The sequence below is a fragment of the Snodgrassella sp. W8135 genome, assembly GCF_016101225.1.
Taxonomy (GTDB): domain Bacteria; phylum Pseudomonadota; class Gammaproteobacteria; order Burkholderiales; family Neisseriaceae; genus Snodgrassella; species Snodgrassella alvi.
In genome coordinates this window covers 1-13,418 of sequence record NZ_JACFQX010000008.1, presented here as the reverse complement: position 1 = coordinate 13,418, position 13,418 = coordinate 1, and the positions used below count along the sequence as shown (strand labels likewise).

The window sequence follows — 13,418 nt, the reverse complement described above, 5'->3', positions numbered from 1 at the left end:
GCCAGTTAGTTATACCAAATACTGAATAAGATGAGCAGTATCGATAAAAAAGCTATTTGTCTGAGACAAATAGCTTTTAAATATCCTTAGAATCAGGCAGATTTAACCGGCTACCGGATAAGTGCCCGGTATCAGAATATCTTTATTAACGGTTTTGATATCAGTATGACCGGTAAAGGCCATGCTGATATCCATTTCGTTATAAATAATTTCCAGTGCACGTGTTACCCCATCCTCACCATATGCACCCAGACCATACAGGAATGCGCGGCCAATTAGTGTACCCTTGGCTCCCATAGCAATAGCCTTGAGAACATCCTGTCCGCTGCGGATACCACTATCCAGCCAGACTTCAATATTATTGCCTACAGCAGAAATAATATTGGGTAAAGCATGGATGGTCGAAGGAGCACCATCCAGCTGGCGACCACCATGGTTAGACACTATAATTGCATCTGCGCCGGATTTCACAGCCATTTCTGCATCTTCGGCATCAAGAATGCCTTTAATAATCAATTTTCCGCCCCATAAATTCTTGATTTCTTCTATGTCTTTCCAGCTGAGGCGCGGATCAAACTGTTCAGATGTCCATGAAGACAGTGATGTCATGTCGGCAACGCCTTTGGTATGTCCGACAATATTACGGAAAGTGCGACGCTGTGTATTCAGCATAGCCAGACACCATTCCGGCTTAGTAGCCAGATTCATCCAGTTGCGCAGTGTGGGTTTAGGCGGCGTAGACAGCCCGTTTTTAATATCTTTATGTCTTTGTCCCAGAACCTGTAAATCAGCAGTAACCACCAATGCTGAGCATTTGGCTTCCTGAGCACGGCGAATCAGATCGCGCATGAATTCGCGGTCACGCATAACATATAATTGAAACCAGAACGGAGCGCTGGTATTTTCTGCCACGTCTTCAATAGAACATATAGACATAGTAGACAGCGTAAACGGCACACCGAATTTTTCGGCCGCACGTGCAGCCAGAATTTCTCCGTCGGCATGCTGCATACCGGTTAATCCGGTAGGTGCCAGTGCTACCGGCATTTTTACTGTCTGACCAGCCATTGTTGTTTCCAGTGTACGGCCGGTCATATCCGTCAATACACGCTGGCGTAATTTAATTTCCTGAAAATCATTACTATTGGCATGATAGGTAGATTCAGTCCACGAACCAGTATCAGCATAATCATAAAACATCTTAGGTACTTTGCGTTTGGCAACTTTACGCAAATCTTCGATACAGGTTATTTTGCTTAATTTGTTTTGCATGTGGATACCTATTTTTCAAATTTTCTTTGAAGAAAACAGTCTTAGCTAGAGAAGATAATGTTATACATCAATTTTATTCGGTTGTAATCACCATCATTGATTTCCAACCGATTCTTAAATAGTTATTCATCTGCCAGAATCAAAATGAAGCTGACAGACAGGAATCAGAATTCAGACAACGCGCGATAGTTTATATATCATCACCATAATCAGAATCAGCAGGCAGCTAATGCCAACCAGCATAGTCCATGGACCCCAGCGTTGTGAGCGTCCGCAAAATCCGGCAGTTAGTATGGCACAACAGACACCAAGTAAAATCAGTAAAATATAAAAATCCATCTTTTGCTCCAGTTGTATTTCTTTATTGTAAATAATCGCTACGATTATTGTAACGGTCAGTTTGCAAATATGTCTGTTTTTTTACAGGACATTAAATATTCACAATTTCTGCTTATGGATATTTTCATCTGTCTGAATGATTATAAACTGGCAATAATAATAAAATCAGAAATTTTGCGGCAAAAAAGACAGATATAAATGGTATTTTTTAGTCTGTAGAGCAATGGCCAGATAAAATAAAACCCCGCTTGGAAGCGGGGTTAAATAGTATCAGGAAAAAATTAGTCTTTTTTCTCTTTATCTTTTACTTCTTCAAATTCAGCGTCTACAACGTCATCGCTGCCTTTGCTTTGTGACTGTTCAGTCTGGGCACCAGCTTGCTGACCTTCGGCCTGTGCCTGAGCATACATCATTTCGCCCAGTTTCTGGCTGGCTGTACCTAAAGCCTCGGCTTTAGCATCAATTGCAGCTTTATCTTCGCCTTTAACAGCTTCTTCAGCTTCCTTGATGGCTGCTTCAATTTTTTCTTTTTCAGCAGCATCCAGTTTGTCGCCATATTCAGTCAAAGATTTCTGTACTGAATGAATCAAAGCTTCAGCCTGATTGCGACTGCTTACCAGTTCGGATAGTTTACGATCTTCCTCAGCATTAGCTTCTGCATCTTTTACCATGCGTTCGATTTCTTCTTCGCTCAGACCGGAAGAAGCCTGAATGGTGATATTAGCTTCTTTGCCGGTACCTTTGTCTTTTGCAGATACATGCAAAATACCGTTGGCGTCGATATCAAAAGTAACTTCTACCTGAGGCACACCACGGGGTGCAGGAGGAATATCACCCAGATTAAATTGTCCCAGACTCTTATTAGCAGAAGCACGTTCACGTTCACCCTGTAATACATGGATGGTTACTGCACTTTGATTATCTTCAGCTGTAGAGAATGTCTGAGTTGCTTTAGTCGGAATGGTGGTGTTTTTGTTGATGAGTTTAGTCATCACACCGCCCATGGTTTCAATACCCAGAGACAAAGGTGTTACATCAAGTAACAGCACGTCGTTACGGTCACCGGCCAGTACGGCACCCTGAATAGCAGCACCTACAGCAACAGCTTCATCAGGATTAACATCACGGCGCGGTTCTTTACCGAAGAAATCTTTAACAGCTTCCTGTACTTTTGGCATACGGCTTTGACCGCCTACCAAAATAACATCATTAATATCATTTACGCTCAGACCGGCATCTTTAATTGCAGTGCGGCAAGGTTCGATAGAGCGGGTAATCAGATCTTCTACCAGACTTTCAAACTTGGCACGGGTAATTTTCATCGCCAGGTGTTTCGGGCCGGAAGCGTCCATGGTGATGTAAGGCAGATTGATTTCTGTCTGCTGACCACTGGAAAGTTCGATTTTCGCTTTTTCAGCAGCTTCTTTCAGACGTTGCAGAGCCATTACATCATTTTTCAGATCGATACCCTGATCTTTTTTGAATTCATCAATGATGTAGTTAATCAAACGCTGGTCGAAGTCTTCACCGCCCAGGAATGTATCACCATTGGTGGCCAGTACTTCAAACTGTTTGTCGCCATCAACTTCAGCGATTTCAATAATAGAAATATCAAATGTACCACCGCCAAGGTCGTATACGGCAATCTTGCGGTCGCCTTTTTCGCCTTTATCCATACCGAAAGCCAGAGCTGCGGCAGTTGGTTCATTGATAATACGTTTTACATCCAGACCGGCAATACGACCGGCGTCTTTAGTAGCCTGACGCTGACTGTCATTAAAATAAGCCGGCACGGTAATAACAGCTTCAGTTACTTTTTCACCCAGATAATCTTCAGCTGCTTTTTTCATTTTACGCAATACTTCGGCAGATACTTGCGGAGGTGATAATTTTTCACCATGTGCTTCTACCCATGCGTCGTTATTATTTGCTTTAACAATCTGAAAAGGCATAGATTTAATATCGCGCTGTACTTCAGCATCATCAAATTTGCGGCCGATCAGACGTTTTACAGCATAAATAGTATTTTTCGGATTGGTAACAGCCTGACGTTTGGCTGGTGCACCTACCAGAATTTCGTTATCGTCCAGATAAGCAACAATTGAAGGCGTAGTACGTGCACCTTCCGCATTTTCAATTACTTTAGTCTGGCCACCTTCGGAAATGGCAACACAGGAGTTGGTGGTACCTAAGTCAATACCGATTACTTTTGCCATAATTAATAATCTCCTAATTATTTAATTTCGTACTTTGCGCCGCTATATTACGGCTGCAAACAGGGTGGTTAATTACCACCGCCATACTATTGCTAATGAATCGTAAATGGGTATGCCCGGCACGATTTCAAGCATAGTTTTGCAAAATTTATCTATTTAATCGCATCCGGAAAATCTGCTTTAACATCAATAGCGTTTACTTACACAGCTGTATGTTATATTCATTCAGGCTTAAACAGTATAATCATCTGACTTTCGTTAATACCGTCTGATACTTTTTTGCTTTATATCAGACGGTATTTTGCTATAAAAGTATACAATCACATTCAGTTTAGTGATTTCTGTCTGGCTGTAGTCTGTATCTTTATGATTTAGGAGTATGTTGTATGCCTGTAAAAATTGGGTTTAAACCCATTCCCGCGGCTATTGCGCTGATAATCGCTCTGATTATCTGGTTCATACCGGTTCCAGAGGGGGTTTCACCTCAGGCATGGCATTTACTGGCCATGTTTGTCGGAGTTATTGCTGCCATTATCGGCAAAGCAATGCCAATTGGCGCACTATCTATTATTGCCATTATGCTGGTTGCCTTAACCGGAGTAACTAATAATGATCCCAGTAAGGCTATGGGTGATGCCTTAAGCAGTTTTGGAAATCCGCTGATCTGGCTGATTGGTGTGGCAATTATGATTTCGCGCGGTTTATTAAAAACCGGTCTTGGTGCACGTGTGGGCTATCTGTTCATTAGGTTATGGGGTAAACGTACGCTGGGTGTTGCCTATAGTCTGGCCGTAGTGGAATTAATACTGGCTCCGGTTACACCGAGTAATACTGCTCGTGGCGGTGGCATTATTCACCCAATCATGAAGTCTATTGCATCCAGCTATGATTCTGATCCTGAAAAGGGCACAGAAAAACGTATGGGTAAATTTTTGGCTCTGGTAAATTATCATGCCAATCCCATCAGCTCAATCATGTTTATTACTGCTACCGCTCCTAACCCGTTAATTGTGAGGCTAATTGCCGATGTAACCAATAAAAATATTAATTTGACATGGGGTACATGGGCTTTGGCAATGTTAATACCGGGTCTGATAGCGATGTTCCTGATGCCACTGATTATTTACTGGTTGTATCCGCCTGAAATCAAGCAAACACCCAATGCCGTTGCTTTTGCTCAAGAGCGTCTGAAAGAGCAGGGGCCGATGACCCGTGATGAAAAAATCATGCTGGGTATTTTTGCAGTATTGCTGATTTTATGGGCAGGTGTGCCGGCAATGCTGTTTGGTGACGCATACATTATAGACGCGACCACTACTGCATTCATTGGTTTGTCATTGTTATTGTTAACCGGTGTATTAAGCTGGGATGATATTCTGAAAGAAAAAAGTGCATGGGATACCATTACCTGGTTTGCTGCATTAGTCATGATGGCTACTTTCCTGAATAAACTCGGATTGATTAAATGGTTCTCTGGTGTGCTGGAAAGCAGCATAGGCGGACTGGGTATGGGCTGGATGGGTGCCTGTGCCTTATTATTACTGGCTTATATGTATGCGCACTATATGTTTGCAAGTACTACTGCTCACATTACAGCCATGTTTGCTGCCTTCTATTCTGCCGGTCTGGCGCTTGGCGCACCTCCGATGCTGTTTGCACTGATGATGGCTGCAGCTTCCAGCATCATGATGACACTAACGCATTATGCTACTGGTACTTCACCTGTGATATTCGGTTCAGGCTATGTTACTTTAGGCGAATGGTGGAAAGTCGGTTTCATCATGAGTGTAGTCGAACTGATTATATTTGTGGCTATCGGTGGTGTTTGGTGGAAAGTTCTGGGTTATTATTAATCTGATTAATCTATTATTGCAGGCTGCCATAAAGTATGGCAGCCTGTTTTGTTGTCTGAAATCAAATTCAATGAATTTTTAAAGAATTTCACTTGTTGCGTTTGTATAGAATGGGTTATGATGCCCTGCCTTAAGGGAGTAGTTGCACAGGTGGTTTCTTCAAGCCTGTGGTTACGGTCAACATATTTACAGTTTTTGCTGTATGGTCGTAACGTCCTTGCCTGTTGGCGGACTAACGAGACTTGAGACACATAAAACCGTTACGGCGGGGGTTTTATTGTGTCTTTTGTCTTTTGCCCGCCAACGGTATTCTGAAAATGATTCATGCTTTTCTTTCTTCTGTCATTCCAGTTGCGCTTGCTGAAATTGGTGACAAAACTCAATTACTGACTTTATTTCTGGCAACCCGATTTTCGCGCAAATATTCCATCATTGCCGGTATGCTTTGTGCCACCTTACTTAATCATATTGTTTCTGCATGGTTTGGCGTAGAAGTAGCACGTTTTTTTACACCGCAGTTAATGGGCTGGGTTGTAGGCTTCAGTTTTCTGATAGTTGGTTTATGGCTGTTAAAGCCGGATAAAGATGATGGTGTAGATACTCGCTTTATGCGTTATGGTCCGTTCGTGGCCACCGCAGTATTATTTTTTCTGGCAGAAGTGGGTGATAAAACCCAAATTGCTACTATTTTGCTGGCAGCTCAATACCGTGATTTATTTTCAGTAGTTCTGGGTAGTACAGTAGGTTTGTTATTAGCTAATGTTCCGGTAATATTTTTCGGAAACTGGCTGATGCAGCGTTTACCCTTAAACTGTATCCGTATAGGAGCCTGCATTCTGTTCTGTCTTTTAGGTATTATCACCCTGATTCAGACATGGTTATATTAAAAACTATCAGATAAATATGCAAAATTTATAACATTAAGCGGATTCAAATATTATGCAAAAACAATTGAAACAACGGTGTGAATGGGTCAACGCCGACCCATTGTATGAACACTATCATGATTTTGAATGGGGAAAAATACAGAGAGACGGGCAAAAACTGTTTGAAAAGATTTGTCTGGAAGGCCAGCAGGCGGGCTTATCATGGATTACCGTATTAAAAAAACGCGATGAATACCGGCGTTGTTTCTATGATTTCAATCCGCATCAAATTATTACAATTACCGATATTGAACCACTATTACAGAATTCCGGGCTTATTCGCCATCCGGCCAAACTCAAAGCAATTATTAATAATGCCCATGCATATCTATCCATGCAGCAACATGGGGAAGATTTTGCCAGTTTTATCTGGTCATTTGTTAATGATCAACCGATTATAAATCACTATAAACATTTATCAGAGGTGCCAACACAGACAGAAATTAGTCGCGCTATGTCCAAAGCTTTAAAAAAGCGTGGTTTTAGCTTTGTAGGTCCGACTACGTGCTATGCGTTTATGCAATCAATGGGATTAGTAAATGATCATTTAACAAACTGTTTTTGTGCCCAGCATTAAAATAACTATTATTTCTGTGATTCATCATGTAATTTGCTTTTAACGTTTACGTAAATAACCTAAAACACGAAAAGAATCTATTTTCCATAATCCATCTTTATAAATTAACGGAAAAGTGGCACGACTACTGGCAGTAGGACCAGGATTTTGCTGAACAATCTCAATATCATTGTCAGTAACTTTACTGATAATGGCTACGTGACCATATTTAGACCAGTCTAAGACAATAATATCGTCAACTTGAGGTTTTGTGGGAGAGCCGTTATGGAACTGAAGTAAATTACGTTTAGGATTAAGATTTCCATCTGGTATCGAATCATCAAAAAATTGTTTGGCATGACCGTAACTGTCAGGCATTTTATGATTAAAGCGTTCATAATAGTAGCGCTTAATAAATTCGACACATTGATACTTTAATCCTAAATTATAGCCATCTGGTGCTATATTTCTTTCACTTACATGGCTGATTTTTCCATTGTAGTAAACCTTAACACCATTGAATTCATCGACAACCGTACCTATTTTGCTTTCATCGACAAAGAGATCTTCATATACATAATAAAAACTGAATCCTAATAATATTAATACAATAATTATTGGGAAGAAAACTTTTTTAGATTTAAGTAAAATTTTGTTTCCCTATTATTTAGTATATTATCATTATGTTAATTAATAATTAAAAGTAAATTTAAGAAGGATGAAGTAATTTTATGATTTTTATTTATGTGGTTAAGTGCAATCTTTGAAATTATCAGAAACATCAGGAGAATAAATTAAATAACGTAAACTCTGTACTTATATTACAATAATATAAAAAATACCCGTACACCAGATAATTTGTCTTACAATTATATTTTGTAAAGATTTCAGTCACTGGTTAATTATCCAAATCAGCAAATTGTGCTATAAAACTACATTGTGTATGTATTTAAATGTGGACGTAACGAGTAATTGTTATGCAAAACAAGTTCAGATTTAGCTTTTATTTCATTATCTGTTTATTGTTTTTCAGTGATATGGATGTAGTTTGGGCTGAAGACACAACAGCAGCTGTATCCACAGCCAGTGAGCCTAAATCTGTGGTCTGGTATGCTTGTCCGCTGGCAAATAATCATGTCAGCTATACAACCAAACCTTTAGATGTTCAGTGTCAGATTGCAAAGTATCCACCCGCAGATGATGATAATCTAAAAAAATATTCTCTGGAAAATCAGAATGCTCCGGGTTTGGAGCAATTGCAGCGTCTTTGGTACAGCGCTGAATTTGGACAAGACAGTGACTTAATGAAAACACCGGCTTCTCCCAAAATAGGTATTTCACTGCGACAACAGCCCCCGAAACCTGAAACTGTGACTATGATTAGAAATAAAAATAATATGGCTACAGTACCGGCTAAAATAATCACTATACCCAAACTGACACCAAAACAACTGGTTCAGCGTGATATTGCCAGTGAACAGAATGCATTGACAATAGCCCAGCAAAAGTTGCGTCAGGCACAAAAGCAGGGAGCAACAGCACAAATTCAGCGCTGGCAACAAAATATAACAGACCGGCAAGCCAATATCCGCGTATTAAAGCAGGAACTCAGCCGATACTAAAAATTAATTTGTTTGCTATTGAATAAATACAAGTACTCAAACTTGCAGCCAGAATGTTACCGGTCCGTCATTAATCAGGGAAACCTGCATATTTGCGGCAAAGATACCAGTTTTAGTCACAATTTGTTTCTGGCATAATTCAACAAAATAATTATACAAATCATTGGCTTTTTCTGGTGCTGCACCTTTGGTAAAACTAGGGCGCATCCCTTTTTTAGTATCAGCAGCAAGCGTAAATTGTGAAACAACCAGTAACTGACCATTAGCCTGCTTAACGTTCAAATTCATTTTATTATCTTGATCACTAAAAATCCGATAACCAAGTACTTTGTCACAGAGACGTTCAGCTTTTTGTAAATCATCTCCTTCTTCCACACCTAATAACACCAGTAATCCCTGATCTATTTGTCCAACTATTTCAGAGTTTACACAGACGCTGGCTTCTTTCACACGTTGTATTAATGCAATCATAGAAAATCCTGTTTCGAATCTGTTTGAATTTAAATTCATTTATAGATTACAGATTATTTAATCAATTTTCATATGATTAAATAATCTGTAATTATATATAACTTAAATCAGAAAATTTTGTGCATCAAAAAACGCCTGTTATAGAGTACAGGCGTTTTTTGATTGCTCTAAAATTTAATCAGCATCATGAATAAATTTTACCCCAGTTAACTGCGAAGCCAAAATAGCAGACTTAATCATGCGCAAGGCTTTAGGGCGGACAAAATTGCGTCTGGAGGCCAAAACCACGCGCCGTTCCGGTGTCGGGCTGGTAAAAGGAATAATACTGAACAACAGATGATCATTCTCTGTTAAAGCTGTAGCTGGCATGACACTAATACCCAGACCACTGGCCACCATATGTCTGATCGTATTGATAGAACTTCCCTGAATACTATTAGACAGTCCCTGAATTTTCTGACGCGAAGCCAATTCCTGACAGCTAGCCAGTACATTATCACGCATACAGTTGCCTTCGGTGAGCAATAATACCCGTTCCTCACCTAGTTGCTTTGGTGTAACCTCGTCCAATTGCTCGAAAGCATGGCCTTTTGGAACAATAACAAAAAAAGGCTCATCATAAAGCGGGATAGTTTCCAACCCGGTTTCAACAAATGGCTCGGCTACTACAATAGCATCCAGATCACCACGCTTAAGTGATTCTTTTAATACATCTGTATAGTTTTCATCCAGCTGTAATGGCATTTCAGGAGCCATCTCTCGCAAAGATAAAATCAACTTTGGCAGCAGATACGGTGCAATGGTAAAAATCAGACCAAGTTTAAATATTCCTTCCAGCTCACTCTGTTCCTGATTCGCCATCAGCTTAATACGATCAGCTTCTTCAAGAACACGGCGAGCCTGTACCACAATTCGCTGGCCAGCATCAGTTGTCATTACCTCATTACTGCTGCGATCAAATAATGGCAGCCCAAGCTCCTCTTCCAGCTTCTTAATTGCAATGGATAAAGTAGGCTGACTTACAAAACATCGCTGGGCAGCACGTCCGAAATGTTTTTCCTGAGCTACCGCCACAATATAGCGCAATTCAGTCAGCGTCATTAACTGGCCTTTTTCTTTCCTGTTTCAGGTAAAGTAATATTCAATGCCAATACATCCATACCGTTTTTCTTTTCCTGAGAAATATGAATATCATTTAAAGAAACATGAACATATTTTGATAACACTTCCAGTAACTCTTTTTGTAGTGTAGGTAAATAATCCGGTGTATGAGTGGCTCGCTCCTGCGCAATAATAATTTGTAAACGATCGCGAGCCGTTTTTGCGGATTGTTGCTTTTTGCCAAAAAGAAAATCTATTATAGACATGTCTTATCCTCCAAACAGTCGCTTGAGAAAACCTTTTTTCTCAGTATCTAGAAAACGGATTGGACGATCCTCACCCAGCAGGCGAGCGACAACATCTTTATAAGCATCCGCAACAATAGAATTTTCCTGCAAAATAACCGGTGTGCCTGAATTAGATGCCTGTAATACATTTTGTGATTCCGGAATAACACCAATTAATGGAATACGCAAAATATCCTGAATATCCTGCACGGACAGCATTTCGCCTTTTTCAACACGTTCAGGTGAATAGCGGGTAATCAGTAAGTGTTCTTTCACTGGTGCACTGTTGGTTTCAGCACGACGTGATTTGCTGGATAAAATACCCAGAATACGGTCAGAGTCACGTACACTGGATATTTCCGGGTTGGTAGTGACAATGGCTTCATCGGCAAAATACAAAGCCATCAATGCGCCTTGCTCAATACCAGCCGGTGAATCGCAAACTACATATTCAAAGCCCATTTTCACGGTCAGATCTTTTAAAACCTTTTCTACACCGTCGCGGGTAAGCGCATCTTTATCCCGAGTCTGAGAAGCCGGTAACACATAAAGATTTTCGCAGTGTTTATCTTTAATTAATGCCTGATTCAGAGTAGCTTCATCCTGAATAACATTAATCAGATCATAAACTACACGGCGTTCGCAACCCATAATCAAATCCAGATTACGTAAGCCCACATCAAAATCAATTACCGCAGTTTTATGACCGGCTAAAGCCAGACCTGTTGAAATACTGGCACTGGTTGTGGTCTTACCAACACCACCTTTACCTGACGTCACCACAATAATCTTTGCCACAATCAAAATCCTTTTTGTTATATAAATGAATCTGTCAATACATTCAAAAATCAGTCATAAAATTAATGCGCCTGAATCGCACTAAGCACCAGCCGGTCATTCTGCAGAAAAATCTGTACAGGGTGACGATACAGATGTGCTGGTAATTGTTGATCAAAAATGCGATAAATTCCTGCTACAGATACCAGTTCAGCCTGCATAGACTGTGCAAAAATACGCGTATCCTTGTTTCCGGCAGCACCAGCCAATGCCCGGCCGCGTAAAGGACCATAAATATGAATATTGCCATCTGCAATAATTTCCGCTCCTTCACTTACCAGTCCCAGAACAATTAAATCAGATTTTTCCGCATAAACCTGCTGACCGGTACGAATAGTGCGATCTATCACCAGCGTCGGTAAGGCAGAAGCAGATGAAGTGATTTTTTCTTTTTCAGTAATTTGTGGTATTTGCGCCTCAGTCACAGCTTTGACGCGTGCACTGGCCTGTTCCTCTGGAAGAATGCTAAAAGCAATATTATGCTGTTTAGCCAGATTGGACCAAGATAAATCGGTATGGCGGATAGCAATAATGCGCAAATTATATCGTGCAAACAGCGCAATCAGCTTCGCTAAATTCACATTTGCCTGATTGGAAAGATTTTGCAGATCCAGAGTAAAAGGCATATTGCGTAAATTACCAAAACGTTCTGCCCGTTGCTTTAGTTCCTGGTTAATCAAAGTCAGATCATCTGTCAGTAATTGTACTGACAGCGTATCCAGACGCGCAGATTTCACATTAAAAGCAGCATTCATTAACGTGTTTGCCCAAGTAAATTATGGTTAGAATAATAGAGTAAGTATTGAAGTGTACCGTTTTGGTTAAGAGGCTTCAATTGCAACACATAGTCTCAGGTAAAATAATCGTCTTTTAATTTAGAAAAATTAATAATGACAACTAGCTCCATTTGCCTGAAAAAAGCACGCAGACCAAGCGTAAATATTGTTGGTGCAGGTAAGGTTGCCTCAACATTAGCCATAATCTGGCATCAAAGTAAACTGATTAATATTCAGGCTGTCTGGAATCGCAATTTTTCAGCTGCAGAGTATCTCAAAAATCACATACCGCACATCCAAGTACACAAACAACTGGAAACTTTACCACCAGCGGATATTATAGTCATAGGTGTTAGCGATCAGTTCATCGAAGAAATTGGTTGGAAAATACATCAAATTGACTGGCTAAAGGCTGACACATTGATACTTCATTTCAGTGGTGCATTAAATAGCAATATATTAGTACCACATAAGCAACAGAAATTATTAGTAGGTTCATTACATCCGGTATTTGCCTTTGCTTCGATAGAAACGGCCATCAATACTTTACCGGGGCATCCATGTGCAATAGAAGGTGATGAAGAAGCATTATCTTTATTATATAAGTTGGCACAGGCAGCAGACTTAATCTGCTTTAATATTGATTCTGCTCAGAAAAACCGTTACCACGCGGCTCTCTCCATAAGTGCAAATTTTTTAGTAACCTTAAATGCATTTGCAAGAAATATATTGACTTCCCTGTCTTTGCCACAAGAATTGGCAGAAGCTCTGGTAAATCAGCTAATGCAGCAAAATCTCAATCAATTGCAGATAATGTCTCCGGAAGAAGCCTTAACCGGCCCCATTAAACGTGGTGACAGCAATACCATTGCCCTCCACTGGCAAACATTAGAACATTCAGAACAAACACTATATAAAGTATTGGCAGAGCAAACCTTACACTTAACCACATTGAGTGCAGAAAAACAGCAACAGATTTTGCAAATCATCAATTCACAAGAGAATTAGACAGTAAATACACAGCAAAGAATGCGAATTTGATGTAATCAAAAATAATAGATCAAAAATAAACTTAGTAAAAACAGTTGAATGAGGAGGAAGTCAAAAATAAATGCAGGCAGGAGTTGACAGGGGATTTGTGGAGGCGTATAGTTCGCCTTCT

General features: G+C 40.1%; 14 protein-coding genes. 5 read left to right on the top strand and 9 right to left on the bottom strand.

Annotated elements, in window-relative coordinates; genetic code table 11:
• Positions 1-102 precede the first annotated feature (102 nt).
• The 3 genes from H3T75_RS10520 to dnaK form a co-directional block, all read right to left on the bottom strand.
• Complete coding sequence (locus H3T75_RS10520) at positions 103-1,272, bottom strand: alpha-hydroxy acid oxidase (RefSeq protein WP_025329950.1); 1,170 nt, start codon at positions 1,270-1,272, stop codon at positions 103-105.
• Positions 1,273-1,443: 171 nt separating this feature from the next.
• Positions 1,444-1,611: a hypothetical protein gene (locus H3T75_RS10515; protein WP_167539456.1), complete on the bottom strand. Its 168-nt coding sequence runs from the start codon at positions 1,609-1,611 to the stop codon at positions 1,444-1,446.
• 281 nt (positions 1,612-1,892) lie between these two features.
• Positions 1,893-3,827, bottom strand: coding sequence for a molecular chaperone DnaK (gene dnaK, locus H3T75_RS10510; RefSeq protein WP_025329951.1), 1,935 nt, complete (start codon positions 3,825-3,827; stop codon positions 1,893-1,895).
• A 398-nt stretch (positions 3,828-4,225) separates the two neighbouring features.
• Here dnaK and H3T75_RS10505 point away from each other — a divergent pair, with 398 nt between their 5' ends.
• From H3T75_RS10505 to H3T75_RS10495, 3 genes are all read left to right on the top strand, one after another.
• Positions 4,226-5,680, top strand: coding sequence for an anion permease (locus H3T75_RS10505; protein WP_025329952.1), 1,455 nt, complete (start codon positions 4,226-4,228; stop codon positions 5,678-5,680).
• Positions 5,681-6,000: 320 nt separating this feature from the next.
• A complete protein-coding gene (locus H3T75_RS10500) occupies positions 6,001-6,567 on the top strand; it encodes a TMEM165/GDT1 family protein (protein ID WP_198211698.1) in 567 nt (188 codons plus the stop codon).
• 52 nt (positions 6,568-6,619) lie between these two features.
• Positions 6,620-7,183 (top strand): DNA-3-methyladenine glycosylase I, encoded by a 564-nt coding sequence (locus H3T75_RS10495; RefSeq protein WP_084562171.1) that lies wholly within the window; start codon positions 6,620-6,622, stop codon positions 7,181-7,183.
• Positions 7,184-7,222: 39 nt separating this feature from the next.
• Here the strand turns inward: H3T75_RS10495 and H3T75_RS10940 are convergent, their stop codons facing one another.
• Positions 7,223-7,627, bottom strand: coding sequence for a CHAP domain-containing protein (locus H3T75_RS10940; protein ID WP_370570091.1), 405 nt, complete (start codon positions 7,625-7,627; stop codon positions 7,223-7,225).
• A 572-nt stretch (positions 7,628-8,199) separates the two neighbouring features.
• Here H3T75_RS10940 and H3T75_RS10485 point away from each other — a divergent pair.
• Positions 8,200-8,784 carry a hypothetical protein gene (locus H3T75_RS10485; RefSeq protein ID WP_198211686.1) on the top strand — a complete coding sequence of 195 codons (585 nt, stop codon included), beginning with the start codon at positions 8,200-8,202 and terminating at the stop codon, positions 8,782-8,784.
• 36 nt (positions 8,785-8,820) lie between these two features.
• On the opposite strand, the gene dtd is transcribed toward H3T75_RS10485, so the two are convergent.
• The 5 genes from dtd to minC all read right to left on the bottom strand — a co-directional run bounded on the left by dtd (position 8,821) and on the right by minC (position 12,235).
• Positions 8,821-9,255: a D-aminoacyl-tRNA deacylase gene (dtd, locus tag H3T75_RS10480; protein ID WP_025329957.1), complete on the bottom strand. Its 435-nt coding sequence runs from the start codon at positions 9,253-9,255 to the stop codon at positions 8,821-8,823.
• Between the two features lie 174 nt (positions 9,256-9,429).
• The gene (locus H3T75_RS10475; RefSeq protein ID WP_037393185.1) at positions 9,430-10,356 is read right to left on the bottom strand and encodes a hydrogen peroxide-inducible genes activator; all 927 of its coding nucleotides are present in this window, start codon (positions 10,354-10,356) and stop codon (positions 9,430-9,432) included.
• Complete coding sequence (gene minE, locus H3T75_RS10470) at positions 10,356-10,622, bottom strand: cell division topological specificity factor MinE (protein WP_025329959.1); 267 nt, start codon at positions 10,620-10,622, stop codon at positions 10,356-10,358. The genes H3T75_RS10475 and minE overlap by 1 nt, the downstream gene beginning before the upstream one ends.
• A 3-nt stretch (positions 10,623-10,625) precedes the next feature.
• Positions 10,626-11,441 carry a septum site-determining protein MinD gene (minD, locus tag H3T75_RS10465; RefSeq protein WP_100116785.1) on the bottom strand — a complete coding sequence of 272 codons (816 nt, stop codon included), beginning with the start codon at positions 11,439-11,441 and terminating at the stop codon, positions 10,626-10,628.
• 62 nt (positions 11,442-11,503) lie between these two features.
• On the bottom strand, positions 11,504-12,235 hold the full coding sequence (gene minC / locus H3T75_RS10460; protein ID WP_084552558.1) for a septum site-determining protein MinC: 732 nt from the start codon (positions 12,233-12,235) through the stop codon (positions 11,504-11,506).
• Positions 12,236-12,370: 135 nt separating this feature from the next.
• Between minC and H3T75_RS10455 the strand changes: the two genes are divergently transcribed.
• On the top strand, positions 12,371-13,264 hold the full coding sequence (locus tag H3T75_RS10455) for a Rossmann-like and DUF2520 domain-containing protein (protein WP_198211685.1): 894 nt from the start codon (positions 12,371-12,373) through the stop codon (positions 13,262-13,264).
• Positions 13,265-13,418 lie beyond the last annotated feature (154 nt).